25 protein-coding genes, 1 pseudogene and 2 riboswitches are annotated in these 25601 nt (G+C 51.8%); of the genes and pseudogenes, 3 read left to right on the top strand and 23 right to left on the bottom strand.

The genetic code is table 11. The annotated features are described in order from the left end of the window. Positions 1 to 178: 178 nt before the first annotated feature. From UCI88_RS01370 to metK, 15 genes and pseudogenes are all read right to left on the bottom strand, one after another. A pseudogene (locus UCI88_RS01370) lies at positions 179 to 591 on the bottom strand (HI0074 family nucleotidyltransferase substrate-binding subunit). Then, a complete protein-coding gene (locus tag UCI88_RS01375) occupies positions 549 to 866 on the bottom strand; it encodes a nucleotidyltransferase family protein (RefSeq protein ID WP_288159831.1) in 318 nt (105 codons plus the stop codon). Before UCI88_RS01375 ends, UCI88_RS01370 begins: the two are co-directional and overlap by 43 nt. Positions 867 to 1010: 144 nt before the next feature. Further along, complete coding sequence (gene ribH / locus UCI88_RS01380) at positions 1011 to 1475, bottom strand: 6,7-dimethyl-8-ribityllumazine synthase (protein ID WP_044504051.1); 465 nt, start codon at positions 1473 to 1475, stop codon at positions 1011 to 1013. Positions 1476 to 1511: 36 nt separating this feature from the next. Further along, positions 1512 to 2153, bottom strand: coding sequence for a riboflavin synthase (locus tag UCI88_RS01385; RefSeq protein ID WP_044504052.1), 642 nt, complete (start codon positions 2151 to 2153; stop codon positions 1512 to 1514). Beyond that, positions 2134 to 3273, bottom strand: a complete 1140-nt coding sequence (ribD, locus tag UCI88_RS01390) for a bifunctional diaminohydroxyphosphoribosylaminopyrimidine deaminase/5-amino-6-(5-phosphoribosylamino)uracil reductase RibD (protein WP_044504053.1) — start codon at positions 3271 to 3273, stop codon at positions 2134 to 2136. The genes UCI88_RS01385 and ribD overlap by 20 nt, the downstream gene beginning before the upstream one ends. A 104-nt stretch (positions 3274 to 3377) precedes the next feature. Then, positions 3378 to 3509: riboswitch (FMN riboswitch) on the bottom strand. A gap of 55 nt (positions 3510 to 3564) precedes the next feature. After that, a complete protein-coding gene (rpe, locus tag UCI88_RS01395) occupies positions 3565 to 4209 on the bottom strand; it encodes a ribulose-phosphate 3-epimerase (RefSeq protein WP_256179974.1) in 645 nt (214 codons plus the stop codon). Between the two features lie 2 nt (positions 4210 to 4211). Next, on the bottom strand, positions 4212 to 5075 hold the full coding sequence (rsgA, locus tag UCI88_RS01400) for a ribosome small subunit-dependent GTPase A (protein WP_256179973.1): 864 nt from the start codon (positions 5073 to 5075) through the stop codon (positions 4212 to 4214). Between the two features lie 8 nt (positions 5076 to 5083). Further along, positions 5084 to 7036: a Stk1 family PASTA domain-containing Ser/Thr kinase gene (gene pknB / locus UCI88_RS01405; protein WP_044504056.1), complete on the bottom strand. Its 1953-nt coding sequence runs from the start codon at positions 7034 to 7036 to the stop codon at positions 5084 to 5086. Between the two features lie 36 nt (positions 7037 to 7072). After that, on the bottom strand, positions 7073 to 7780 hold the full coding sequence (locus UCI88_RS01410) for a Stp1/IreP family PP2C-type Ser/Thr phosphatase (RefSeq protein WP_044504057.1): 708 nt from the start codon (positions 7778 to 7780) through the stop codon (positions 7073 to 7075). Between the two features lie 69 nt (positions 7781 to 7849). Beyond that, a complete protein-coding gene (gene rlmN, locus UCI88_RS01415; protein WP_256179972.1) occupies positions 7850 to 8878 on the bottom strand; it encodes a dual-specificity RNA methyltransferase RlmN in 1029 nt (342 codons plus the stop codon). A gap of 1 nt (position 8879) precedes the next feature. Further along, positions 8880 to 10211 (bottom strand): 16S rRNA (cytosine(967)-C(5))-methyltransferase RsmB, encoded by a 1332-nt coding sequence (gene rsmB, locus UCI88_RS01420; protein ID WP_256179971.1) that lies wholly within the window; start codon positions 10209 to 10211, stop codon positions 8880 to 8882. Between the two features lie 45 nt (positions 10212 to 10256). Next, positions 10257 to 11192, bottom strand: coding sequence for a methionyl-tRNA formyltransferase (gene fmt, locus UCI88_RS01425; RefSeq protein WP_256179970.1), 936 nt, complete (start codon positions 11190 to 11192; stop codon positions 10257 to 10259). Next, positions 11192 to 11653 (bottom strand): peptide deformylase, encoded by a 462-nt coding sequence (gene def / locus UCI88_RS01430; protein ID WP_044504061.1) that lies wholly within the window; start codon positions 11651 to 11653, stop codon positions 11192 to 11194. The genes fmt and def overlap by 1 nt, the downstream gene beginning before the upstream one ends. Before the next feature lie 268 nt (positions 11654 to 11921). Beyond that, the gene (gene priA, locus UCI88_RS01435; RefSeq protein ID WP_256179969.1) at positions 11922 to 14282 is read right to left on the bottom strand and encodes a replication restart helicase PriA; all 2361 of its coding nucleotides are present in this window, start codon (positions 14280 to 14282) and stop codon (positions 11922 to 11924) included. Between the two features lie 110 nt (positions 14283 to 14392). Further along, positions 14393 to 15583 carry a methionine adenosyltransferase gene (metK, locus tag UCI88_RS01440; protein ID WP_256179968.1) on the bottom strand — a complete coding sequence of 397 codons (1191 nt, stop codon included), beginning with the start codon at positions 15581 to 15583 and terminating at the stop codon, positions 14393 to 14395. Between the two features lie 60 nt (positions 15584 to 15643). Then, a riboswitch (SAM riboswitch) is annotated at positions 15644 to 15744 on the bottom strand. 194 nt (positions 15745 to 15938) lie between these two features. Here metK and UCI88_RS01445 point away from each other — a divergent pair. Then, on the top strand, positions 15939 to 17549 hold the full coding sequence (locus tag UCI88_RS01445) for a hypothetical protein (RefSeq protein WP_256179967.1): 1611 nt from the start codon (positions 15939 to 15941) through the stop codon (positions 17547 to 17549). Positions 17550 to 17622: 73 nt separating this feature from the next. On the opposite strand, the gene UCI88_RS01450 is transcribed toward UCI88_RS01445, so the two are convergent. The 6 genes from UCI88_RS01450 to UCI88_RS01475 form a co-directional block, all read right to left on the bottom strand. Next, entirely contained in the window at positions 17623 to 18291 is a 669-nt protein-coding gene (locus tag UCI88_RS01450) for an NAD(P)H-dependent oxidoreductase (protein ID WP_256179966.1), read from the bottom strand. A gap of 205 nt (positions 18292 to 18496) precedes the next feature. Beyond that, positions 18497 to 19723, bottom strand: coding sequence for a bifunctional phosphopantothenoylcysteine decarboxylase/phosphopantothenate--cysteine ligase CoaBC (coaBC, locus tag UCI88_RS01455; RefSeq protein WP_044504065.1), 1227 nt, complete (start codon positions 19721 to 19723; stop codon positions 18497 to 18499). 16 nt (positions 19724 to 19739) lie between these two features. Further along, a complete protein-coding gene (gene rpoZ, locus UCI88_RS01460; protein WP_044504066.1) occupies positions 19740 to 19949 on the bottom strand; it encodes a DNA-directed RNA polymerase subunit omega in 210 nt (69 codons plus the stop codon). A 16-nt stretch (positions 19950 to 19965) separates the two neighbouring features. Further along, positions 19966 to 20580 (bottom strand): guanylate kinase, encoded by a 615-nt coding sequence (gene gmk / locus UCI88_RS01465; RefSeq protein WP_044504067.1) that lies wholly within the window; start codon positions 20578 to 20580, stop codon positions 19966 to 19968. A 4-nt stretch (positions 20581 to 20584) separates the two neighbouring features. Then, positions 20585 to 20872, bottom strand: a complete 288-nt coding sequence (remA, locus tag UCI88_RS01470) for an extracellular matrix/biofilm regulator RemA (protein ID WP_044504858.1) — start codon at positions 20870 to 20872, stop codon at positions 20585 to 20587. Next, on the bottom strand, positions 20872 to 21759 hold the full coding sequence (locus tag UCI88_RS01475) for a YicC/YloC family endoribonuclease (protein WP_044504068.1): 888 nt from the start codon (positions 21757 to 21759) through the stop codon (positions 20872 to 20874). The genes remA and UCI88_RS01475 overlap by 1 nt, the downstream gene beginning before the upstream one ends. 292 nt (positions 21760 to 22051) lie before the next feature. Here UCI88_RS01475 and UCI88_RS01480 point away from each other — a divergent pair, with 292 nt between their 5' ends. Beyond that, the gene (locus UCI88_RS01480) at positions 22052 to 22291 is read left to right on the top strand and encodes a hypothetical protein (protein WP_256179965.1); all 240 of its coding nucleotides are present in this window, start codon (positions 22052 to 22054) and stop codon (positions 22289 to 22291) included. A 123-nt stretch (positions 22292 to 22414) separates the two neighbouring features. Continuing rightward, positions 22415 to 24121 carry an Rqc2 family fibronectin-binding protein gene (locus UCI88_RS01485; RefSeq protein ID WP_256179964.1) on the top strand — a complete coding sequence of 569 codons (1707 nt, stop codon included), beginning with the start codon at positions 22415 to 22417 and terminating at the stop codon, positions 24119 to 24121. A 51-nt stretch (positions 24122 to 24172) separates the two neighbouring features. On the opposite strand, the gene UCI88_RS01490 is transcribed toward UCI88_RS01485, so the two are convergent. Both UCI88_RS01490 and speD read right to left on the bottom strand, forming a co-directional pair. Further along, positions 24173 to 24808, bottom strand: coding sequence for a class II aldolase/adducin family protein (locus UCI88_RS01490; RefSeq protein ID WP_256179963.1), 636 nt, complete (start codon positions 24806 to 24808; stop codon positions 24173 to 24175). A 9-nt stretch (positions 24809 to 24817) separates the two neighbouring features. Further along, the gene (gene speD, locus UCI88_RS01495; RefSeq protein ID WP_044504073.1) at positions 24818 to 25582 is read right to left on the bottom strand and encodes an adenosylmethionine decarboxylase; all 765 of its coding nucleotides are present in this window, start codon (positions 25580 to 25582) and stop codon (positions 24818 to 24820) included. Positions 25583 to 25601 lie beyond the last annotated feature (19 nt).

The following is a 25601-nucleotide window of genomic DNA, read 5'->3' on the forward strand; positions in this document are numbered from 1 at the left end:
AGCTTGGATGGCAGAGCCCGATTTCCTATCGGCTAGCCAATCAAACTGCATAAAAAAATTCCGAGCAACTATTTCGGGTTGCTCGGAAATAAAAGTCTAACTTTTTGGGGTCACATCAAGAACAGCCGCCTCTTTTTACCGGTAAGGTTTCATGAAAGCGTTCAACAAGGCCATCATGTCACTTCAATTTCTCCAGCCATGAATGCATGACCGCGTCGTATTCAGGAAAGCGGCCCATCAAACTTTCGACGAAAGCCTCATCGTAGGTATAAGTCGTCAAATTCCGATCATCGACCATTTTTAAGGCCTGTTTCGCTTCTGCGTCGCTCAAAAGGCCCGTTTCCCGGCAGGCACGGATCACTTTTTCGGCGATGCGGCGTCGATGCCGTCTTGGACATAGAGGTGCTCCTTGGCACATTTCCAAATCAGTTCAAAAGAGAACTCAAACCGCTGAATCAAGGCGTCCCGCTCAATTTCATTCAAGGTGTCACGGGAGGCTAATTCGTGAAATTTCTCCAAGGCCCTGACGGCTAATCGATACCGTTCGGTTATGCTTTCCACAAAATGCCCTCCTCTCGAATTCGCCGGCATAAAGCGGCTCCGGCGTGATGCATATCCACCACATCGACGTGACGAGGAATCGTAGATTCTTCCAATCGTTCTCTCAGCAACGTAATTTCATAGGAAATATCGTCCCGGCTATCGATGGCTATATCAATATCGGAGCTCCGCTTCTGTTCTCCTCGTGCCCAGGACCCGAAGAGATAAACGCGCACATCTCGTTCTTTGAAATGCTGCAAAACCACTTCTTTTACGCGCTGTACAGGCTCTTCATAGATGCTGTAGACTGTCATAATAATCCCCATCTTCCGATAAATATCTTTCTCGTTTCACTATAGCAAAGGTTCCTTAACTTCGCAAGGGATTGGCAGGACAGACGCCAGACAGCAAAAGGCTGCCCTGCCGATATTGGCGGGACAGCCTTTCCAATCCGGGATGTTCCCGGCTTTTTATAACTGTTTGATGAGGTTGACCATTTCGATGGCACCGGTGGCGACGTCGAAGCCTTTGTTCCCCGCTTTTGTGCCGGCCCGTTCGATGGCCTGTTCGATGTTTTCCGTCGTGATGACGCCGAACATGATGGGCACGCCCGTCTTCAGCGATGCCTGAGCAATGCCTTTAGCCGATTCGCCGCAAACGAGGTCGTAGTGGCTGGTAGCACCGCGGATGACGGCACCGAGGCAAATGACGGCGTCGTATTTACCCGATTCAGCCATTTTCTGAGCAATCAGGGGGATTTCAAAGGCTCCCGGAACCCAGGCCGTCGTAATATCGTCATCGTTGACGCCGTGACGATGGAGGGCATCGTAGGCGCCGCCGAGCAGTTTGCTGCAAATAAATTCATTGAAACGAGCGACGACAATACCAAACTTCGCACCAGAACCGATTAATTGACCTTCTTTAATGTGTGCCATAATAACAACACTCCTATTCTAAATTATATATTGAAGTTAAAATCCATTTTCCAGCAGTTTGTCCAACGTCAGGCCTGATGAGGACTGAGGCGAACCGACTGTGAATCGATGGACGTATTTCCCAATGACATCTGTTTCCAAATTGACGATGGCTCCCGGATGTTTATCCATGAGGGTCGTATTGGCCATCGTATGGGGAATGATGGAAACGGAGAACTGACTGTTACCGACGGAAACGACGGTCAAACTGATGCCGTCGATGGTAATCGACCCTTTTTCAACGATGAAGATTTCCATATCTTTCGGAATGGAAATGGTGATGACCCGGGCAATGCCGTCATTGGCAATGCGGGCTACGTGACCGACGCCGTCGATGTGGCCGCTGACGATGTGGCCGCCAAGTCGTCCTCCGACCTGCATGGCTCGTTCCAGGTTAACCTTAGAACCGCTCTTAATCGTGCTGAACGACGAACGACGCATCGTTTCATGCATGACGTCAGCCGAAAAGGTCGAATCCGTCAAATCCGTTACGGTCAGGCAGACGCCGTTGACGGCAATACTGTCGCCGAGCTGTGTTCCTTCTAATACTTTATGAGCCGCAATCGTCAACCGAATAGAGTCGGGACGGCGGTCCATATGGGCAATAGCCCCTAATTCTTCAATGATGCCAGTGAACATAGGCACCCTCCCTATTGGCATTATATGCCGTAAGCAATACGTTATTTTCATGCATCTCTACAGAATCGTAGATAAGCGGCAGGCATTCATCGAGCTCATCGACGCCATAACCGCCGACCGACGGCAGGGCCCCGACACCGCCGATAATCTTATCGCCCATGAAGGCATAGACTTTATCGACGAGGCGGGCATCAAAGAAACTGCCCTGAACAGTACTTCCCCCTTCGACAAGGATACTGGTCAGCCCTTCTTCATGGAGTCGTTTCAAGGCTTCCGGAAGGTTGATGGACTGATTGTCTTGAAGTAGAGGTGCCAAAATGACCCGAACGCCGGCATTTTTTAAAGCCTTCATCTTTTCAACGGGGCAGGCCGACGTCGTCATGACGATGGTAGGCGTCGTCTTATCGGTTACGACCAGGGACTTCAGCGGCGTCCGTCCCTTAGCATCGAGGACGATGCGCACCGGCTGGTGCGGTGCCTCCTGACCTTCTCGTTCGATACGGCAGGTCAACAGCGGGTTATCCGCCAAGACGGTGTTGATGCCGACTAAAATGCCGTCGTAAATGGAGCGCAGATAGTGGCCGTAATTTCGGGCCCATTCGTTAGTAATCCATTTCGAATGGCCCGTCCGTGATGCCGTGCGGCCATCGAGGCTTTGGGCCAGTTTAACGGCAATGAAAGGTTTTTGGACCATCATGTTTTTGATAAATACTTCGTTGAGCTGGGCTGCTTCTTTCGACAACAGGCCCACTTCAACGGCGATACCGGCCTTGCGCAGGATAGCCGCTCCCTTACCGGAGACGCGGGGATTGGGGTCGAGCATGGCCATGACGACCTTGCCAACGCCCTTTTCGGCCAACGTCCGCGCACACGGAGGTGTTCGGCCGTAATGGGCGCAAGGTTCGAGGGTCACATAAACCGTCGCTCCCTTGGCCTTTTCCCCGGCCTCTCTCAACGCCCACACTTCGGCATGAGGGGTGCCGGCCTTATGGTGATAGCCGGTGCCGACGATTTCACCATCTTTGACGATGACGCAGCCGACGGCCGGATTTGGTGTCGTATAACCCAGAGCTGATTTTGCCAGTTCCAGGGCTTTTCTCATATACTCTGCCGGTTCCAATATATTCCTTCCCTTCTTCTTGGATTTGCAGGCGGGAAAACGAAAAAAGGCTATGGATGAAAAATCTCCATAGCCCTTTGAGCACAACAAAAAAAGACACTGTCGTCTGTCTTTTCCCATCCAGACTGTACTGTCGGTACCGAAATTTCATCGGTTCAACCCTTGCGGGTTAGCGGACTGTCACCGCCGGTCAGGAATTGAAAGCCCAGCTTTCTCACCTTGCCTCAAAGACTATTTCTATTCTTCTTTTCATGTACGATTTTAGCACATGAAAAGGAGAAATACAAGTCCTTATCGCAAGGACGCAATGGCGGCTTTTCGATCAGCCGCACCAAATACAGCACTGCCGGCAACGAGGAAGGTGGCGCCGGCATCTTTGACCATCTGAGCCGTCTTATCGTTGATGCCGCCGTCGACTTCGATGACAGCATCGGTATTTCCTGCATTCTGGAGGAGTTCCTTGGCCTGGCGGATTTTGTCAAGGCTATAAGGAATGAACTTTTGACCGCCAAAACCGGGATTGACGCTCATGATAAGGATGAGGTCCAATTGTCCGGCAACACAGGACAAGGTCGATACAGGCGTCGCCGGATTGAGGGCTACGCCGGCCTTCATCCCGGCTTCATGGATTTGCTGCAGAACCCGGTCCAAGTGGACACAGGCTTCTTGATGAACCGTCATATATTGGACGCCGGCATCGGCCAGGCCGTCGACATACGCTTCGGGATTGGTCACCATCAAATGAGCATCGAAGGGAAGTTTCGTAACCGGGCGCAAAGCCTTGATGACGGGCACGCCGAAGGTGAGATTGGGGACAAAATGGCCGTCCATCAAATCGAGATGGATACAGTCGGCCCCCTTCTGTTCGACATCTTTAATTTCTTCAGCTAACCGCGAAAAATCAGCGGACAATATAGAGGGACAAATCGTTATCATGATTATCGTTTCCTTTCTGCAATGGAGGTGATGATTTTACAGTACGTTTCATACCGTTCTTTTTGAATCTGACCGTCGGCAACAGCCTCTTTTACGGCACATTCCGGTTCGGACAGATGGAGGCACGACGAGAACTTACAGCCTGCGCTGTAGGGCTCCATGTCGGGAAATAAGGGCAGGACGTCCCGCGCATCAAGGTGTTCAAAATCAAGGGCGCTGAACCCCGGCGTATCGACGACATAGGTGTCGCTGTCGAGGCGCATGATTTCGGAATGGCGCGTCGTATGGCGGCCCCGTTTAATCTTCTCACTGACGGCTCCGATGGATAAGTCCTTGCGCCCCAAAAGTCGGGACAAAAGACTCGATTTACCGACGCCGGACGGGCCGGCAAAGGCCGTTACTTTCTGCGGCAACCGTTCATAGAGCTCGTCGAGACCTTCTCCGGTACGAGCCGACACGAGGTAGACATCGTATCCGCAGCGCTCGTAGAAATCCCGGTAGCTTTCAGCCAAGTTCCGGTCGAGATCACATTTATTGAAGCAGAGTATGGGCCGAATGCCGCTGTATTCACAGGTCATGAGCATCTTGTCGATGAGAAAACGGTTCGGATCCGGTGACTGGGCTGCCATGATGACCATCAATTGATCAAGGTTAGCCACCGCCGGCCGGCGGATTTGATTCCGCCGAGGCAGCTGAGCTTCGATGACGCCCTTGTCATTCTCCAGTTCCGTAATTTCCAGTTCATCACCGACTAAGATTTTCGCCTTGAGCAGTTTGCCCCGACGCCGGCATTCGACGAGATTGTCTCTGCCGACATCGACGTAATAATAGCCATTATAGTTCTTGATGACGCGTCCTTTTGTCATGTTCCTCCTTAGATATATTGATCCTGTACCAGCGAATTATTGATATAGACTTTGACCCGGGTCTTACCGGTCCCACTGACGCTCTTTGAAATGTTGTCGCCGCCGGATTGATTGCGGTCGTAGACGACGCGCGAACCATTATCATCGGACACGACGATTTGAACGTGCTGGTTCGAAGCGCCGGCAGGAACACTGATATTGACCGTTCCGTAGTGCGGCGTACCGGCCGGTTCCTGGTTATTGGCGCTGCCGTCCGAGCCGGTCGACTGCGAATTTTGGCTGCCGGGATATTCGACAGTCAGATTGACCACTTTGCCGTCTCCTGCGGCCTGAGCCGTAACGACGGCCTGAGAGCTGTCTTTCGAAGCATCGAGGTTGGCGACGGAGCCGACGGAGTAGCCGGCGCTTTCCAAGGCTTTTTCCGCCTCTTCGAGGGTCATGCCGCTTGTATTCGGAGCTTCGTTAGCCGCTTCAGCAGCCTTTTCAGCCTCGCTCTTGCGGCAGACGACGAGGTTGACCTTCGTCCCCTTGTCAACTTTCTTCGGCGACGCCGGGCTCTGACTGATGATCGTCCCGTCGGCATACTGAGCACTTTCCTTATAGGTTACCTTGCCGACGGACAAGCCGATTTCTTTCAACTTGCTTTCAGCCTCTTCCAGTGTCAGGCTCCTCAGATCCGGCATTAAGACCTGCTCACCCTTATTGCCCTTACTGACGGTCAGGTAAATCGTTCGGTTGGCCTTGACGACGGCACCGCCTGACGGCGTCTGGGCGACGACTTCGCCAACAGGGACTTCCTCGCTTTCTACCTCCTTGACCGATACGTCAAGTTTTTTATCCTTGAGGATTTTTCGGGCGATTTCCACCTGTTTCCCCGTTACGTTCGGAACCGTAATATCTTCAGTGCTCCAAAAATTACCAAAGGAAAAGAAGGCCCATACGAAGGCGACGAGAAAAACACCGAGCATACCGATGATGATCGTCTTTTGGGAATGATTACTGATAGAATCCATGAAACGAGTAAAAATATTCTTCTTCTTTTTCGGCGCTTCTTCAGGCAGCTCTTTTTCCTTTATGGGCTGGATTTTTTGAGTCCCAAAGTTATACGTCCCCTTACTGATAATCGGACGGGCACCATTGGTGTTGATAAAGCCCTGAGACAAGCGAAGTTCAGACATCATCTCGCCAATCGACTGAAAGCGGTCGTCGGGATTCTTGGACATGGCCTTTAGGATTACCTGTTCGACCAGCCGGGGAATGCGGCGATTGTACTTCGTCGGCAGGGGAATGTCGTCCTGAACGTGCTTCAAGGCAATGCTGATAGCTGTATCCCCTTCGAAAGGCACGATGCCGGTCATCATTTCATACATGACGACGCCGAGGGAATAGATATCCGTCCGCTCATCAATATGGCCGCCGCTGGCCTGTTCCGGTGAAAAATAATGAACCGAACCGAGAACGGTGCGATCGCTGTTTTCCACGGAATTGACAGCCCGGGCAATGCCAAAATCTGCGACCTTAATACGCCCCGTTTCAGTCACCAGAATGTTATGGGGCTTAATATCGCAGTGGACGATGCCGTTAGCATGTGCGTTTTCAAGGGCTTCGCCGATATTGAAAGCAATCTGTATCGACGTATTGATCGGCAAATGGCCGTGTTTTTCGATATACTCTTTCAACGTCTCGCCGCGTACAAACTCCATGACGATGTAATGGACATTTTCATCGTAGCCGACGTCGTATATATTGACGATATTGGGATGGGACAATTTAGCAGCCGCTTGCGCTTCCTGCCGAAAACGAACGACAAAATCGTGGTCGTCGCCGTATTTTGCATGAAGCACCTTGACTGCGACGATACGATCCAGGAGAATATCCTGGGCCTTATATACGCTGGCCATGCCGCCTGTGCCTACTTTTTCCAATATCTTGTATCTATTGTCTAAGATATGACCAATCATTTTTAACTATTCCACCACTTTCATAGTCGTTCCCGATTATATGGTTGTTAAAATTGCCGTGACATTGTCCTTGGCCCCATTTTCATAGACCTGGTCAAAGAGATCGTTGATGATCTCCCGTTCTGTCCGGCCGTAGTCGCCGATGGCATCGCAAAGTTCCGGCTTGCCAATGAAAGAGGTCAAGCCGTCGGAACAAATCAGAATACGGTCATTCGGCTGTACTTCAAAAGCCCCGGTATCGACGATGAGATTGGAGTCGACACCGACCGCTCTGGTCAGTACATGGCGCTGCGGATGATCCAGCGCTTCTTCTTCTGTAATCTTACCTTTATCGAGTAAAACCTGAACAATCGTATGATCGACAGAAATCTGTGAAAAGACTCCTTCCCGGTATAGATAGATGCGGCTGTCTCCGACGTGGCCCCAAAAGGCCATATGCCGGGCCAGGGTCACCATGGAAACGGTCGTCCCCATTCCCTTTAGGGACGGGTCGATCAAGGTTTTGCTGATGATACTGGAATTGGCATACTGAATTGCCTTTTCCAGCTGCACCGGTGCCGCATAATTAAAGTTCTTAAAATAGTAAGCAATGGCTTCTACCGCCGTCTTACTGGCGATTTCGCCGCCGACGTAGCCGCCCATACCGTCGGCTACGGCCAGCACGTTTCGCTCATGGCTGATATAAAAAGAATCTTCATTTACTTTCCGAACCAGGCCGATTTTGGATTCACCGTATGTGCCCAAATTCTCACGTCCTCTCACGGTGTTTCGTTATAGGTACACATTAATTCATATCATATTCCCTGTCACCTGTCAAATATTTTCACGTTTTATACGCAGCTGGCCGCAGGCCGCCTGAATCTTGCTGCCCATTTCCCGGCGCAGCGTGACCGGCACGCCGTGGCGCTGGAGGTAGGTAACGAATTCACTGATTGACTTATCATCAGGCCGATAGAGACCGACGTCATAGTTGTCATTAATGGGAATGGCATTGATGAGAATATTTTTACCACTGAAAAGGCGGGCCAATTCTTTGGCACAAGAATGGGTGCAGGTCAGATTTTTGATGAGAATATATTCATAGGTAACCTTCCGGCCTGTCTCTTCAAAATAATGATGGGCCGCCGTCAAGACGGCATCGAGGGGATACTTGTCGGTAATCGGCATGATACGACGACGAAGAGCATCATTGGGAGCGTGGAGGGATACGGCCAACGTAATGGGCATCCCTTCTTTCGCCAATTGGTACATCTTAGGCACGATGCCCGACGTCGACAAGGTCATATTGCGATAGCCTAAGTAGAGGGTATCCTTTTCGTGGATGAGCTTCATGAAGGCGATGACATTGTCGTAATTGAGCAGCGGTTCTCCCGTCCCCATGATGACGATGGAGTGCAGCTCCGGTGTCACGTGTTGACGGAACGCCAATAACTGCGCCACCATCTCTCCAGCCGACAGATTGCGGACAAAACCGTTTTTCGCCGAAGCACAGAAGGCACAGTTGACGGCACAGCCGACCTGCGACGAAACGCAGATCGAATTTCCGTAATCGTGCATCATGAGCACCGTTTCAACGGTCTGCCCGTCGTTAAGGCGCAAAAGCAATTTAACGGTCCGTCCGTCCGGTGCATCAAGGCGCGACACGACGTCGGGCATCTGAATAGGCAGGACTTCTTTTAAAAGGTCCCGATCCTTTTGCGGAAGGAGCACCATGTCATCCCAGGAAAAAACCGACTGCTTATATATATAATGAAAAATCTGATCGGCCCGGAATTTTTTCATCCCTTGGGCGACGAGGAAGTCCTGCAGGTCTTTTTTTGTCATATCGAATAGATTCATCATATCAAGACTCCTTCTTCATGCGAGCAATGAAGAACCCGTCCATGCCGTCACGCTGAGGAAGAAGCTGGATAAAGGGGCCTTCATGTCCCGGAACGGCCAGTTTCTCCGCAGCGTTTTCAACATGAAACTCCGGATGCTTCTGTAGAAATTCGTTGACGATGCCGCTGTTTTCGTCATCATTCAGAGTACACGTACTGTATACCAAAACGCCGCCGGGCTTCACGCACTGAGACGCACTTTCCAAAATGCGACGCTGCAGGGCCGGTAAAGTACGAAGATCGCTCAACTGCTTGCGCCAGCGAAGGTCGATCTTGTGGCGCAGGACTCCGAGACCGGAACAAGGCGCATCGATCAAGACGCGGTCTGCCCGACCGCCGTACTTCTGACCGATGGTGCAGGCATTCTGCAAGAGGGTGCGGACGTTTTTAAGGCCTAATTTTTGGGCATTATAGTCAATCAATTTCAATTTATGTTCATGGATGTCGCCGCCGTAGACGATACACGACGGACCGCCGATAGCCGCTAAATGGGTCGTCTTTCCGCCGGGAGCAGCGCAGACATCGAGGACCAGTTCATGGGGTTGAGGGTCGACGATATGGGCGACGAGCTGAGACGGTTCGTCTTGAATGATGGCCCGCCCGTCTTTAAGGCACTCCAGTTCGTGGATCCCCAAGTGACCGTCGATGTAGATACCGTCCGGCGAAACCGGCGTCGGACGAGCCTGAATCCCTTGTTCGGTGAGGTCTTTAAGAAGCTCATCCCGACTGGTACGGGTCGTATTGGCCCGAAGACACAGAGGCGGGATGGTATCGAAATACTGACAAAGCTGTTCCGTTTCCTCCGGGCCGTAATCTTTCAGCCAACGGCGAATGAGCCAGTCCTGCTGATGATACGTCAAGGCCAAGTAGGCTGTCATATCCTTTTCCTTATCCGGAATGACGAAGGAATTGCGGTTGCGAATGCTGTTTCGCAGCATGGCATTGACGAATTTTGCCATGCCCTTATTGCCAAACTTCGTCGCCATCTTGACCGACTCGTTGCAGGCTGCCGATTCAGGCACCTTATCCATGCCAAAAATCTGATAGAGCCCCAAGCGGACGATGGCCAGGCAAACCGGATCGAGCTTATTTAATTTGCGCGTACTAAGCTGGGAAATGATCCAGTCCAAATAATTAAGACAGCGCAGGGTCCCATAAACAAGTTCCGTATAAAATCTCCGATCCCGATCAGAAAATTTATGGGCCTGTATCGCCTTCGAGACGACGATATTACTATACCCTTCATCCCTGCAAATGGTCAGCAGGCTTTGAAAGGCAATTTCACGTACGTTCATGAATCCTCCTAAATAAAACGTATGGCCATGCATGCGGCATGCCGGTTATAACGGTTCTCCGACGGTCAGCGTAACCCCTTGCAGATACTGGGCCGCCATCAGACGCTTGCGGCTTTCCGGCTGAACTTCAGTAATGCGAAGAGCGCCCTTTCCGGTCTGGACGGTAAAGGATTTTTTAGTCACGGCAATGACCGTTCCCGGCACGGCATCCGCCCCTTCGACGACGTCGGCGGACCATATTTTCAGCCGTTTTCCGTCGCGGCACACCGTATAGGCACCGGGATGCGGATCTAAGGTCCGGATCAACCGTTCTAAGACGACGGCATCAGCCGTCCAATCGAGGGCCGCTTCTTCTTTTGTGATCTTCGCCGTATACGTGGCCTGACTTTCATCCTGGGCGACGGCATTTCGTTCATAGTTATCCAGGTCGTCGACGACGGTCATCAAGGTTGAGGCCCCCAGAGAGGCCAGTTTATCGAACAAGGTGCCCGTCGTTTCCTTGGCGTCTAAAGGGATGACGGCTTTTTTCAGCATCTTCCCCGTATCCATCCCTTCGTCGAGGAGCATGATGGTAACGCCGCTTTCAGCTTCGCCTTCTTTGATGGCATACTGGATGGGCGCAGCTCCTCGATACTTCGGCAAGAGGGAGCCGTGAACGTTGAGGCAGCCGTATTTTGGGATATCGAGAACGGCCTTGGGCAAAATCTTGCCGTAAGCAATGACGATGATGACGTCCGGAGAAAGGCTTTTCAGTTCAGAAATAACTTCATCGCTTCGCATAGAATCGGGTTGGAACACGGGAATCCCGAGTTCGACGGCTTTTTCCTTCACCGGCGAAAAGGTCACCTTCTTCCCTCGTCCCCGCTGTTTATCCGGCTGGGTATAGACGGCTGCCACGTCATGCTGCGATTGGGCCAAACGTGCTAAGGCCGGAACTGAAAAATCAGGCGTTCCCATGAATACGATGCGTAAGCTCTCCATTATTCCCCTACTTTCTGTAAATCCGTCGCTTTTTCAATAAATAAATGGCCGTAGAGATGATCCATTTCATGCTGGAAGATACGGGCCAAAAAGCCTTCCGGTTCATAAATGACCGTCTTGCCGTGGCGCGTCAAGGAACGGACCTTAATTTTAGAAGCCCGCTGAACTTTACCGTAATAGCCAGGAACGCTCAGGCAGCCTTCCGTATCGATGTTCGTTTCTTCCGACATTTCAAGGATTTCCGGATTGATGAGTTCAATCAATCCGTTGCCGTCATCGAGGACGATGAGCTGCAACGATTCATTGACCTGGGGCGCCGCCAAGCCGACGCCGTCGGCTGCATACATCGTTTCGGCCATGTCATCGAGAATTTTCTTTATATGTTTATTCACTTTTGCAACCGGTTTTGCCGTCGCTTTCAGGACGGGATCTCCGGCTTTTATGATTTTGAGTAATGCCATATATCTTTCACCTCATTGTTATAGTAAAACGCTTATCCGTCTTATTATAGCGGAAAAAGAGCCAAAAGGCTACTGTAAGAATTCAAATTAACCGTCACCAAGAGTGAGAAAGAGAATCCTTCCCCTTCTATTATATCAGATTCATACAAGGCCCGGGGCAGCGATGCTTCCCTTTTCTATGACCCGGCAAAGCCCTGCAAAAAGCGAAGCCTGTGTGGCATCACACAGGCTTTTATGTCAAAAATGTTTAAAAAAAGTTAAAAATCTGCTACATCGACGGGTCGACATCGATGACGACACCGGTCTGCCAACAGGCCGGAAGCTGACGCATCCCTTTCTTTATCGGTCCCAGGTCTGCCGCCGTCAGCGACAAGACCAAGCGATATTTATTGCGGATCTTTTTGATGACGTCTTCATAAGGACCGATGATAATAACCGTCTCTCCGTGATCCTTATTCCAGCTCGAAAGAGCCGCTGCCACGTCGTTGGCCTTGCGCCAGACTTCTTGTTCGTCGCTGTCGCTGACCAGGATCTTCGTCATCTCCTGAAAGGGCGGATAGGCCAATTCTTTACGAAACTGGATTTCTTGATCATAGAACGCGCGGTAATCCTGGCGGGCTGCACATTGGATGACGTAGTGATCCGGCGCATAGGTCTGCATGACGACGCGGCCCGGAACGTCGCCTCGGCCGGCCCGGCCGGCGGCCTGAGTGAGGAGCTGAAAGGTTCGCTCGCCGGCCCAGTAAGCCGGCAGGTTGAGCAGGCTGTCGGCCGACAAGATTCCGACGGCACTGACACCGGGAAAATCATGGCCTTTAGCGACCATCTGCGTCCCTAATAAGATATCGTATTCATGGCGGCGGAAGGCTTCGATGATGCGGTCGCCGCTGTGTTTGCGGCTCGTCGTATCCTGATCGAGGCGGACGATACGAGCCTCGTGGAAGAGCTCGTGGAGCTGCAGCTCCACCTTTTCCGTACCGCTGCCAAAAAATTTAATGTATTTGCTGCCGCAGGACGGGCAAACCGTCGGCACCGGCTTTTCGGCATCACAGTAATGGCACTTTAAATGGGATGACTGGCGGTGATAGACCATGGCCACATCACAGGTATCGCATTTGACAACGTAGCCGCATTTGCGGCACATGATGAATGTCGAATACCCCCGCCGGTTGAGGAGGATGATTGCCTGCTGACGGGCTGCCAAGGTTTCATTCAGCAGTCCGTACAGGGAATCGGACACGACGCGGTAATTGCCGCGGGCCAATTCCTCCCTCATATCGACAACGGTGACTTCCGGCAAGGGGCGGTGGCCGACGCGTTCCTTCAGTTCCACCAAGACGTAGTCCCCTTGAAGGGCCTTATAATAATCGCCTAAGGCCGGCGTCGCACTGCCGAGGATGACCGGACAGCCATAGTAAGCCGCTCGTTTCCGGGCTACGGCGACGGCATGGTAGCGCGGCGCCTCATCCTGCTTATACGAGCTGTCGTGGGCCTCGTCGACGATGAACAGGCCGATGGACCGGGCCGCCGAAAAGACGGCCGATCGGGCACCGATACAGATATGACTGGTCCCGTTTTGCATGCGCAGCCAGTTATTTCGTTTTTCGCCTTGAGACAATTGGCTGTGCATGACGACGACATCGTCGCCGAAACGGCGCAGGAAGCGGCGCACGATTTGACCGGTCAAGGCGATTTCCGGCACTAAGACGATGACCTGCTGTCCCTTAGCCAGTACTTTCTCGGCAAGCTGCATGTAGATTTCTGTCTTGCCGCTGCCCGTAATGCCATGGAGGACGTAGGTTTTTCCGCCTTCATCGCCTTCGATCACATGGAGGGCATCTTTTTGTTCCGCCGTCAGCGGCAGGGCTTCATCCGGTTCAAGCGTCGGCAGGATGTTTGTCGTCCCTGCCGGATGCTGCTCCCAACGGGCAAGGCCCGTCGCAGCCAGGCGGCGCATGAGGTCACGCGTATAGCCCTTTGACTGGAAGTAGGCAGCCGGCGCCGTTTTCTTTTCCTTCAGTTCCGCCAATAAGGCCTGCTGTTTAGGCCGGCCGTGAAGGGTACCATCGAGGTCATCCTTTTCAAAGGCCAGCCAGTCCTCCATTTTATCGGCAATCTTATTCTTTAAAAAGCTCTCACTGCAAAGACCATTTTCGGCTAAGAGACGAGACACGAGGTCACGACCAAATTTACGGCCGAGGGCTCCTTTTTCCACCTTTCCCTTATCGGCGACATAGAGCTGAACCGACCGGCCTTCTGCCGTCGTCGCCGGCGTCGGCCCCAGGGACAGGACTTCCCGGCGGACGAGGCCGCGCTTGTCGATCATGAACAACCGCAGGGCATCGGAAAGATTACAGACATAGTAGTCGCGGATCCAAAGGGCCGTTTCAATCATTTCCTCCCGAAATCCGGTCTGTGATGACAGGAGGCCCTCAATGGGCTTTAAGGTGAAATCAGTCGATTCGTCCAGCGCCTCATGGAGGGCGACGACAATCCCCTCTTCCCGGCGAAAGCCAAAGGGAACGATGACGCGGCTTCCGACGCGAACGGCCAGGTGATCCGGCACGGTATACGAAAAGGTCTGCTGTAACCGTTTGGCCGTCGTATTAATGATAATTTCAGCAATCACGGACATACCTCCTCATCAGGGCTGCAGCCGAAGTTCGTCGCTGCCGTCCGAGGGCATACGCCCAAAAACAGAAAGAGACTGCCGTCCCTGCGGCAGTCTCTGCATCTCAATTATAAGCCGGCTTCTTTACGGAGCGTATCCGCTTTATCGGTCTGTTCCCAAGGCAGGTTGAGATCGTTGCGGCCGAAGTGGCCATAAGCAGCAGTCTGTTTGTAAATCGGCCGCTGTAAGTCGAGCATGGCGATGATGCCAGCCGGACGAAGGTCAAAATTCTTTTCAATGAGTCCGACAATTTTTTCATTGTCGACTTTGCCCGTACCAAACGTTTCAACGTGGATCGAAACGGGGCGAGCTACGCCGATGGCGTATGCCAACTGGATTTCGCACTTATCGGCAAGGCCGGCAGCGACGACGTTCTTAGCAACGTAACGGGCTGCATAGGCGGCCGAACGGTCGACCTTTGTAGGATCCTTCCCGGAGAAAGCACCGCCGCCGTGACGAGCCATGCCGCCATAGGTATCAACGATGATCTTACGACCGGTCAGACCGGAGTCACCCTGAGGACCGCCGATGACGAAACGGCCCGTCGGATTGATGAAGAGCTTCGTCTTATCATCGAATAAGCCCTGCGGGAGTTCCGGTTTGATGACGAATTCGAGGAGGTCCCTTTCAATCTGTTCACGCGTGATTTCCGGGCTGTGCTGCGCCGAAATGACGATGGTATCGATGCGAACCGGTTTGCCGTCTTCATATTCGACGGTGACTTGGGTCTTGCCGTCCGGACGGAGATAAGAGAGCGTTCCGTCTTTACGAACACTGGCCAGGCGGCGTGCCAAACGGTGCGCTAAGGAAATAGGCAGGGGCATGTAGTCATCCGTTTCATTCGTGGCATAGCCGAACATCATCCCCTGGTCACCGGCACCGATGGTGTCGAACTGGTCCGTATTGCCTTCCTTCTTTTCGAGTGCATCGTCGACGCCCATGGCGATATCCGGCGACTGTTCATCGAGGGATACCAAGACGCCGCAAGTATCGCAGTCAAAGCCGTATTTCGCACGGGTATAACCGATGGAACGAATCGTTTCACGAACGATGTGCGGAATATCGACATAGCACGTCGTCGAAATTTCACCGACGACGTGGACCATCCCGGTGGTCACTAAAGTTTCACAAGCAACGCGGGCATTTTTATCTTTTGCAAGAATGGCATCCAAAATGCTGTCAGAAATTTGGTCAGCCATTTTATCCGGATGCCCTTCGGTTACGGATTCAGATGTAAAGAATTCACGATTTTTCACCATGAGGTTTCCTCCTTAAAAAAAATTCCCCTCATTCATGACTGTCATGAGAGGGGCTTCCAATCCCCATCTGCCAGTATAAGACTGCTGGAATTAGCACCTTTCACTTATGAAGGTTGCTGCGACATCATAGGGCCAGTCCCTCCGTCGTCTCTTGATGGTTCTTTATTTGATTTACTGGTTCATTATAATTCAAACCCCTCTATTTTGCAAGTTCTTTTTTGGTATAGCAAACATGAGTTCTGTCCTTCTAAAAAAAATTCCGACGTACCTGTTCGCCTCCGCACTTCCTGAAGAATATTTTTTTACATCCGTTACAGAAAACGTTATAATGAATAGATAGAAAGAAAGGATGATTATGATGACCAAATTGCGGCCAAGAGATATATTTTTCAACGACCCTTATTTTGACTTTGCCACCCACTGTAAAACGGCAGATCTGCGTTTGGCCAAGCGCGTAGAGATCTGGGATAAATGGTATCGTACGCAAGGATTGGTAAACACCTTACTCCAGCGAGAAAGCCTGGCCTTCATCCGCTATAACGGCACGGAGCGGGAAGAAGCCATGATTCTGCGGATATACGAACGGACGCCGGACCGTCTCCTCATCAATACCTATTATGCATCAAAACGAAATGCCACTGAAATCTATGCCGGTACGATTCGTCTGGAACGCTATGCCACAGCCCAGACGACAGGCGACGATTCCTACATGGGCATGATCGACCTCTTAATGTTGAAGACCGACGATGAACTCGTCGGGTTGAGCGATGTCTTTGAAGATATCCAACAAGCCAAACACATGGCCGCCCAATCCTTAGGCATCTACTTAATGGCTATCTACGACGGTCCCTGGATCGATGACAGCCGGGCGGACGCCGAAAAGACACCGGCCATGATTGCCGGCGAAGAACGAGAAGAACTCCTTCAGCTGCGCCAGGAAAAAGCTCAAATGGAAGCCGATCGGGAAGAACTCCTGAGGCTTCGTCTCGAATCGCAAAACCGCAAAACCGTTCTTTCTGAACTGGAACGGCTGCGTCAGGAACTGGAGGACGAACGAAACGGCCGCCAAGAAGATCTTCAGCACTATGAAGCGACCCTCCGCCAACAGGAAGAGTACACGGAACGGATCAAGGAAAAAGCCGCCATTCAGGTATCGGATCTGTTGACCCTGCGTCAGACCCTTAGAAAATACGAAGCCAACCCCGAATTGGCAAAAAAAGTTGCTTCAGCACCCGAAAGGACAAGCTCGGCAGCCGTACCGAAGGCCGATGCAGCCGTAAACCCGTCAGCGCCGATAACCGCCTCGACTCCGGTGAAATCAGACGCCCCGTCACCTTCGAAAGCAGCGGATCCGACAGCCTCGGCGGCACCGGCCCGGGCGACGGAACCGAAAAAAACAGCATCACCGGAAAAACCGACAGCGCCGACACAACCATCAGTTTCAGAAACATCGCCGGCTCCCGCGGCATCCGGCGATGGGCCAACCTCTGCGGAACCGATAAAAACAGCAGAACGGACCGCCACAGAAAAGCCGGGGAAAACGGCCGAACCGGCAACCGCCCCGCAGACTACGGACAACTCCGCTGCAACACAAAAAAAAGCCAAGCGTCCTTCCGAAGACCGCGGCCTCGAACTGCCGTCCTTCATGACCCAGCGTGACTATACACACAGCCTGGACCGCTTCCTGGCCGGACGCCAAATCGCCTTGGCCGGCGGTACGCCGGAATGGCAGGGCCGGATAAAACGCCGCTTCCCGACGGCTGCCGTCCTCAGCGGCTATACCGGCGACGACCGAATCCTGCGGGCTTCCACCCTCTTAGTCATCAACTTGAGTGAAGGCCAGACCGATCTGGTCAAATGGGCCATGGCCGCCGCCAGAGACATGGGCTGCCCCTGCCTTCCCATCAAGACGACAAATTTAAACGGCTTTGCCAAAGCCGTCGTAGAATATGCCAAAAAAGCATAACCAAAAGCGGCAAGAAATGGCAGATATCGTCTGCATTTCTTGCCGTTTTTTATGCCTTTGAGGAATAGGTACCTTATTTTACCCAGGTAACGACATCTTCCATGGCCTGCCGCGTCTTGGCATGGGGTTCTTCGTTGCGATAGCCAAAGCCGGCCATAACCGAAACGCCGAAGTGTTCCGTGTCGAGAAGGCCTTCATCGGCCAGCATGGCTTCTACCTTGCTCCGATTAAAGCCTTCAATGGGGCAGGAATCGACGCCGAGCATGGCTGCCGTCGTCAGCATGTTGGCCAGTGCCAAGTAGGTCTGTTTGCTGGCCCAGTCAAAGATGGCCCGGTCGCTTTCCAGTAAGTTGAAATCGTCTTTCTGGAAGGCCTCAAAAGCAGCTTTTCTCCCCTGCTCCGCCTCTTCCGGCAAATGCTGTACGTCGCGCATGATGTGGGTGATGTAAGGAGAGCTGTACAAGGTATCGACTTTCTTGCGAGCCAGCAGGATTACGAAGTGACTGGCCCCTTTCAAGCTGTTCTGGGCGCCCCAGGCGATGGGAAATAATTTATCCTTAATGTCCTGGCGTTCAATGACTAAAAACTTCCACGGTTCAAAGCCAAAGGAGCTCGGCGATAAACGGCCGGCTTCCAAAATGGTGTTGAAGTCGGCGTCGGATACCTTTTTCGAGGCATCGAAACTCTTCGTAGCGTGTCTGAAGTTAAAGGCTTTTAAAATATCGGCTGCAGCAATCTTCATGGGAATCATCCTTTCCATGTCATAGTATATGTTTCATTATCTTGATTATTTGTATCATTTAAATCTTGACGATTTAAGTATACCATAAGATTTTCAAAACGAAAAGAACGCACTTTTTATATATTTACTACGGATAAACTGATCTGGGTATATTTTTTATACTGTCAAAAAAAAGGCCATCCCAACCGGTCGGGATGGCCTTTCGTTATGCCTTTTGTTTGGAAGTTTTAGCTTTGATAATCGCAGCTGCCCGAGCTACGATAATGGAAGCCAGTTCATCTTTTGCCATCTTTTCCAAGGTCTCTGAAGAGCCGTCCGGAAACAGCAAGGTGGCAATATTGGTCGTCCCCTGGAAGCCGGCACCTTCGGCGCTGACATCGTTGGCTACGAGCATATCGAGATTCTTTTTCTGAAGTTTCTTGGTACCGTATTCGATGACATTCGTCGTCTCAGCGGCAAAACCGACCAGGACCTGATGGGTTTTACGCTGGCCAAGACCATAGAGGATGTCAGGATTCTTAGCCATTTCAAGGGTCAAGACATCGTCATTTTTCTTGATCTTATTTTCCGCCGGATGAGCCGAACGATAATCGGCAACGGCCGCGGCTTTAATGACCAAGTCGCAGTCGTCATAATACGATTCGACAGCCGCTTTCATGTCCCTGGTACTGCCGACGTCGATGCGCCGTGCAAGGCCGACAGGAGTTTTCAAGTTGTCCGTCGTACCGGCAACCAGAGTAACTTCGGCCCCGGCAGCAACCGCCGCTTTGGCAATAGCAAAGCCCATGCGGCCGCTGGAATGATTGCCGATGAAGCGGACCGGGTCGATGGGTTCCCGCGTGCCGCCGGCCGTAACAATGACTTTCTTCCCCTTGAGCAGGTCATTTTTACAGGCCAGCAATTCGATGTAATCGACGATGACGTCCGGGTCGGGCAGGCGGCCGATGCCGGTGATGCCGCAGGCCAGGTATCCGCTGTCCGGTTCGATGAGATGATAGCCGAATTTTTTCAGCTTAGCCATATTATCCTGGGTAATGGGGTTCAAATACATATTGCTGTTCATAGCCGGAGCCATCAGAACCGGCGCTGTCGTTGCCATGACTGTCGTCGTCAGCATATCGTCGGCAATGCCATTGGCGATCTTACCGATGATATTGGCCGTCGCCGGTGCAATGACCAGGACGTCGGCCCAGCGGGCCAGGGCAATGTGTTCGACGTTGAATTCAGGAACATCTTCAAACATGGAAACGGCAACGGGATTTCCTGAGATTTCCCGCAGCGTCAGCGGCGTAATCAACTCCGTTGCATGGGCCGTCATGATACACTTGACTTCAGCTCCTGACTTCCGAAGTTGACTGGCAACGGATGCGGCCTTAAAGGCTGCAATACCGCCCGTAATGCCAAGGACAATCTTTTTCCCTTCCAAACTCATGGCAAGTACCTCCGTGTCATTTAATGCCGTCGCGAGGGGCTTCATAAGTAATCTTATTCTGGTCGATTTCTTCCATGGCGATGGAAACGACTTTGTTCGTATCGACATTGACCAAGGCTTCATCGTGGTCGGTCAATTCACGAGCCCGTTTGGCAGCCAAGGTAACCAGTGTATATTTGCTGTCTACTTTCTGCATCAAAGATTCAAGGGTCGGTTTAATTAACATAGTTCATCTCTCCTAATCATTTATACAATTCTTTCGTATGGGCAATGTTTTTAGCATTGCGCATGACTTTACACTGTTCGGCTTTTATGATCGATGCCGCTTCATCGATGGCGGTTTCCAAATCGTCATTGACGATGACATAGTCATAGCGGTCGATCCAGTCGAGCTCTTCGCGAGCTTTGGACAAGCGGCCGTCAATAACCTCCTCGCTATCGGTCTGGCGGCTGCGCAGTCGGTGTTCCAAGACAGAACGGCTGGGCGGCACGATGTAAATAAAGATGCCCTTGGGATAGCGTTCCTTGACCTGCATGGCCCCTTGGATATCGATTTCCAGCATGACGTGCTGCCCTTCGTCCAGCATTTGGTAGACGTATTTTTTCGGCGTACCGTAATAATGATCGTAGACCTTAGCGTGCTCCAAAAAAGCATCTTCTGAGAGCAGTTGTTCAAAACGGGCATTGTCTGAGAAATAATAATTGACTCCGTCGACTTCTCCCGGTCGAGGCTGACGGGTTGTCATGGAAATAGAATATTGGATATTGGGAAACTGTTTGCGCAGGGCCGCGCAAATCGTCCCCTTCCCGGCTCCGGACGGGCCGGATACAACGATGAGCAGTCCGGAATCATTCATAGTATTACTCCCTTTCTTCTTCCGCTGCATCGATGGCATCAGCATCACTGCCTGCCGATACGATACGGTGGGAAATGGTTTCCGGCTGAAGAGCCGACAAGATGATCCAGCCGTTATCCATGACGATGACGGACCGCGTCTTGCGGCCAAAGGTCGCATCGATGAGGTTGTTTCCGTCTCGGGCATCTTGGATAAGGCGCTTGATTGGAGCCGACTCCGGGCTGATCATGGCTACGACCTTATCCCCCATGACGACATTGCCGAAGCCGATATTTAATAAATTGAAGTTCATCATTCGATATTCTGCACCTGTTCGCGGATTTTTTCAATTTCATTTTTAAGCTGCAGCACCGACTCCGTGACGGCTAAATCACCGGCCTTGGAGCCGATGGTATTGGCTTCGCGGTTCATTTCCTGAATGAGGAAATCGAGTTTTCGACCGACTTCACCGTCACTTTGAAGCATGGTGTGAAGCTGATTCAAATGGCTTTCAAAACGGACGACTTCTTCTGTCACGTCGACCTTATCAGAATACATGGCCACTTCCTGCAAGAGTCGGTCTTCGTCGGGCACGGGCGCCTGCGCCTTATCGATGAGCTGGCGAATTTTCTTTTCCAGCCGCTCTTGATAAGCCGCCGTCATGGCATCCTTACGACCGGCAATTTCTTCGACGAGGCCTTTCATGACAGCCGACCGGGACAGCAAATCCCGACCGATGTTGGCCCCTTCGCGAAGGCGCATGGCAACCATGCTGTCTAAGGCGCCCTGCAAAGCCGCTTCAAAGGGCGGCCAGCTGGCATCGGCATCGATAGCCGGCGGCGTTTGGACGAACCAATCTTTGGTCAGGGCCATGACCTCACCCAAGCCGACGGGACTACCGTCAAAAAAGCGATTCTTGGCTCCTTCAAGGGCCGTCTTAACGGCGCCCAGTGCAGCATCGTCAATATGGATTTCCGGCGCTGCCGGCGAGAGGTCTTGAACGGTCACAAAGACATCGACCTTGCCCCGCTTCAAGACGGCTTTAATGCCGCTGCGCAGGCGGTCTTCCAAAGCCAGGTACGCATGGGGCATCCGTATATTCAATTCCAAAAAACGTTGGTTCACTGCCCGCATTTCAATGGTAACAGCCAGTTTGCCGTCATTGCCGGTTCCCCTGCCAAAACCAGTCATACTTCGCATGTTAGAACCCCCTTAATAACCTATTCAATACCTCATTATAGCCTATCCGGCGTCCATATTGCAAATTTTTTATATCGATGCCACCGTATGCCCGTCTTTCATCGCCCTTACAGAAAGCTGCTACACAGCCGATTTTCCGGCACAGCCCCTTGCCTTTCTCCGCCCGTTTGCTACAATAAAGTAAAGAAAAGAGTGAATTCGACCTATCCCAGATTTTCGTTAAGAACCATTCTATCTGACGGAGCTGATTTCTGCCTTTCATCTCCCTGCCTTGCGTCAGGAGGTCTGCCTTATGAGCAAACATTACCCGAATTTTTCCCCCTTGCTGGACTGCATAGCCGCTTTCTTCGGAATGATATACGCCATTTGCCTTTTAATTTTGGTCCTTCTCCTGGCCGTCCCCATCGTAGGTGTCATCATCTATCTTTGTTCTTCCCTGCTGTTCCCGACAGACTGGGTGCTTCCCATCACAGCGGCCGGCACGATACTCTGTCTATTCATAACAGCGATTTCGGCATGGTGTGAATGGTGATTTTCCCTCATCCGCCCCTTCTTTTCTGAAGGGGATTTTTTATATCCCTTCACAGGACCTTTACAAACATGGTATGATAAAAAGGATTGAATTTTTTAGTGTACCAGATAAGGAGGTACTTCTATGAACTTAGACGGTATCACATTACACTGCATTACCAACGAACTGGCGGACATTCTCCAAGGCGGCCAGATATCTAAAATCTATCAGCTCGACGCCCGGTCCCTGTACTTCCGCATCTTTAATGATACAGGCCTTCACCATTTGGTCATTACTCTCGATGATTCTCCGCGCCTTTACATTGCCGACACGGTCCCGCCGACGCCGGATATCCCGACGGGGCTCTGCATGTTTCTCCGCAAGTATTATGAAAACGGACGCATCGCTTCCATTGCCCAACTCCATTTAGACCGACTTATCGAAATCGCCGTCGATGTCCTCGATATCTCCGGCAAGGTCGTCACCCGTAAGATCCATGTCGAACTCATGGGAAAATACAGCAACGTCATTTTCACGGAAGACGGAGTCATCATCGAAGCCCTCATTAAGACCGGTAAAAACAAACAGGCCGTCCGCACCATTGCTCCCAAGGAGCCCTATGATTTTCCGCCGAATTTCATGCGCATGGATCCCTTTTCCTTCTCTGCCCAAGAACTGACGGATATGATGGAAACCGGCGGCGACGAACCCTTAAAGACCTGGATGCTCAAGCGCTTCAACGGCATGAGCACCGTCGTCTTGACCGAATTATCCCACGACTCCGGCATCGACACGGCCACCCTCGTACAGGATCTGTCCCCGGCTGACCGCTTTGCTTGGTGCCGTACGGTCGAAGCCTTTGGCAAGCGCCTCGCCGGGATTTCCGGCGCCTACGTCTATACCGTCAAAGGCAAGGAAGTCATCTTCCCCTTGGAACTAAACAGCCTCTCCCAGTATCCGCGGCGTCACTTCCCCCTCATCGAAACGTATCTCAGCGAATACCAGGCCACGCACCGCAGCCTGAACGGCGAACAGGAACAGCTGCAAAAGAAGGTCGCCAAGCTCATTGAAAAGCAAAAACGAAAAATCAAGCGCATTGCCGATGAAATGAAAGAAACGAAGAAAATCGACACCTATAAATTGTACGGCGACTTGCTCATGATTTACGCTTATGAAAAGCACGACCATGAAAAACAAGTAACCGTCAAAAACCTCTTATCCGAAAACCAGGAAGACGTCACCATCGCCCTCGACCCGGCCTACTCCATGACCGACAATGCCAACCGCTATTACAAGCGCTATACGAAGCTGCGCAACCGCAAACAGATATCGGCTCAGCTCCACGAGGAAAACCAACAGCATTTAGACTATCTCTACTCCCTCGAATATGCCTTGGAAAACACGACGACGAAAGATGAAATCACGGACATCAAGGCCGAAATGAAACAGATGAACCTCATCAGCGGCCATAATAAAGATAGGCAAAAGAAAGAATCGGCTCAGGACATCTTAACCATCGACGCCGACGGCCTGACCATCTGGGTCGGCCGCAACAATCGGCAAAATGACTTCTTGACCTTGAAGAAAGCTCATCCCTACGACCTGTGGTTCCACGTCAAGGACCAACCCGGTTCCCACGTCATCTTAGCCTCGCACAACGCCGATCCGACGGATGCCCAAATCGAACGGGCAGCACAACTGGCCGCCTATTACAGTAAAGGCCGGGACAGCTCTAAAGTCGAAGTCGACTGCACCCTCGTACGCCATGTAAAGAAACCGGCCCACGCCGTCCCGGGCTACGTCATATTCACCAATCAGACGACATACATCGTCGAGCCCAAGAAAGAATAGCCGCATCGAAATCAGGACGACAAAAAGCTCTCGCAACTGCGAGAGCTTTTCTTATTTCTGTTTCAAATACCAGCTCAAAGGCTTGGCCTTTGTCGTCGTATGCCCCTTATCTCCGCCGGCCAACGAAAAGATCAGGGAATCACGATACATCTTCGCTACCGCTTCCAGCGTATCCAGGCGGTAGAAAGCTTCTTTAAGATCGGTTCCCAAGGTAACGGCACCGTGCCGTTCCATGAGGAATACTGAGGCTGTTTCAGCGGCAGCACCGCATCCTTCAGCAAGTTCCAACGATCCGGGAGGCGCATAGGGCACAGTCGGCACTTCGCCTAAGACCATGGCCCCTTCGGTCACGATGTCGGCTGCAAAAGGAATACCGGCTACGGTCAGGGCCGTCGCCGTAACGGGATGAGCATGGATGATGGCATGAACATCTTGCTGCTTCCGATAGATGTTGAGATGGAGGGCCGTTTCCGATGACGGTTTCCCCATCCCCTCGAAAACGATGCCGTCCAGATTGACGACCAGGAGGTCCTTCGGATGGAGCTCGCCCTTTGGAAGGCCCGACGGGGTAATGACGATAAGGCCGTCGTCACGGCGATAACTGATATTGCCGTCACAGGCAGCCACCAATCCGCCCTTCTTCATGGCCTTTCCGATGGCACAGAGTGTTTTCTTATTATCCAACATTCGTCCTCCTTAGCGCATAGACGGCATATTGCGGCCGTTGTAGATTTCCAGCATTTCCTGCCGGACTTGGCGGCGGATTTGCTGCTGTTCCCGTTCACTCAAATCGTCTTTGGTAATATTGAACAGGTAGTTATTTAAATCGAAGTCGTGGAGGACCATCTTCGTATGAAAAATATTCTCCTGATAGACGTTGACATCGATCATATCATAGCGATGCCGCGTCGCCGGCGCAATATAATTTTGAATGGAATTGATGCGGTGATCGATAAACAGCTTCTTGCCGTTCATATCCCGCGTAAAGCCGCGAACGCGGTAGTCGAGAGTAACGATGTCGGAATCGAAGCTGTCCAGGAGGTAATTGAGCGCATTGAGCGGCGAAATGCGGCCGCACGTCGACACGTCGATATCGGCCCGAAAGGTCATGATACCCTTTTGAGGATGGCTTTCGGGATAGGTATGGACCGTCAGGTGGCTCTTGTCGAGATGGCATACGACGTCGGCATCGTGAACCTCATCCTCCGAAATGAGGATGGTAACGCTCGCTCCCTGAGGATCGTAGTCCTGGCTGGCTACGTTTAAGATATGAGCGCCGATGATATCCGACACGTTGCGCAGGATATTGGTCAATCGTTCGGCATTATACTGCTCGTCAATATATTCGATATATTGGCGCCGCGATTCGTCACTGACGGCATAGCAGATGTCATAAATATTAAAGCTCAGAGTCTTCGTCAGGTTATTGAACCCGTAGAGCTTGAGTTTTTTCGTTTTCATGAATGGTAATCCAGTTCCT

The organism is Megasphaera massiliensis, from assembly GCF_036305205.1.
GTDB lineage: Bacteria > Bacillota > Negativicutes > Veillonellales > Megasphaeraceae > Megasphaera > Megasphaera massiliensis.

Bases quoted from the DNA above. Each gene is read 5' to 3' on its own strand.
- UCI88_RS01375 (WP_288159831.1), bottom strand. From the start codon at position 866: ATGGGGATTATTATGACAGTCTACAGCATCTATGAAGAGCCTGTACAG.
- ribH (WP_044504051.1), bottom strand. From the start codon at position 1,475: ATGGCACACATTAAAGAAGGTCAATTAATCGGTTCTGGTGCGAAGTTT.
- UCI88_RS01385 (WP_044504052.1), bottom strand. From the start codon at position 2,153: ATGTTCACTGGCATCATTGAAGAATTAGGGGCTATTGCCCATATGGAC.
- rpe (WP_256179974.1), bottom strand. From the start codon at position 4,209: ATGATAACGATTTGTCCCTCTATATTGTCCGCTGATTTTTCGCGGTTA.
- rsgA (WP_256179973.1), bottom strand. From the start codon at position 5,075: ATGACAAAAGGACGCGTCATCAAGAACTATAATGGCTATTATTACGTC.
- pknB (WP_044504056.1), bottom strand. From the start codon at position 7,036: ATGATTGGTCATATCTTAGACAATAGATACAAGATATTGGAAAAAGTA.
- rlmN (WP_256179972.1), bottom strand. From the start codon at position 8,878: ATGATGAATCTATTCGATATGACAAAAAAAGACCTGCAGGACTTCCTC.
- rsmB (WP_256179971.1), bottom strand. From the start codon at position 10,211: ATGAACGTACGTGAAATTGCCTTTCAAAGCCTGCTGACCATTTGCAGG.
- fmt (WP_256179970.1), bottom strand. From the start codon at position 11,192: ATGGAGAGCTTACGCATCGTATTCATGGGAACGCCTGATTTTTCAGTT.
- def (WP_044504061.1), bottom strand. From the start codon at position 11,653: ATGGCATTACTCAAAATCATAAAAGCCGGAGATCCCGTCCTGAAAGCG.
- metK (WP_256179968.1), bottom strand. From the start codon at position 15,583: ATGGTGAAAAATCGTGAATTCTTTACATCTGAATCCGTAACCGAAGGG.
- UCI88_RS01445 (WP_256179967.1), top strand. From the start codon at position 15,939: ATGATGACCAAATTGCGGCCAAGAGATATATTTTTCAACGACCCTTAT.
- UCI88_RS01450 (WP_256179966.1), bottom strand. From the start codon at position 18,291: ATGAAGATTGCTGCAGCCGATATTTTAAAAGCCTTTAACTTCAGACAC.
- coaBC (WP_044504065.1), bottom strand. From the start codon at position 19,723: ATGAGTTTGGAAGGGAAAAAGATTGTCCTTGGCATTACGGGCGGTATT.
- rpoZ (WP_044504066.1), bottom strand. From the start codon at position 19,949: ATGTTAATTAAACCGACCCTTGAATCTTTGATGCAGAAAGTAGACAGC.
- gmk (WP_044504067.1), bottom strand. From the start codon at position 20,580: ATGAATGATTCCGGACTGCTCATCGTTGTATCCGGCCCGTCCGGAGCC.
- remA (WP_044504858.1), bottom strand. From the start codon at position 20,872: ATGAACTTCAATTTATTAAATATCGGCTTCGGCAATGTCGTCATGGGG.
- UCI88_RS01475 (WP_044504068.1), bottom strand. From the start codon at position 21,759: ATGCGAAGTATGACTGGTTTTGGCAGGGGAACCGGCAATGACGGCAAA.
- UCI88_RS01480 (WP_256179965.1), top strand. From the start codon at position 22,052: ATGAGCAAACATTACCCGAATTTTTCCCCCTTGCTGGACTGCATAGCC.
- UCI88_RS01485 (WP_256179964.1), top strand. From the start codon at position 22,415: ATGAACTTAGACGGTATCACATTACACTGCATTACCAACGAACTGGCG.
- UCI88_RS01490 (WP_256179963.1), bottom strand. From the start codon at position 24,808: ATGTTGGATAATAAGAAAACACTCTGTGCCATCGGAAAGGCCATGAAG.
- speD (WP_044504073.1), bottom strand. From the start codon at position 25,582: ATGAAAACGAAAAAACTCAAGCTCTACGGGTTCAATAACCTGACGAAG.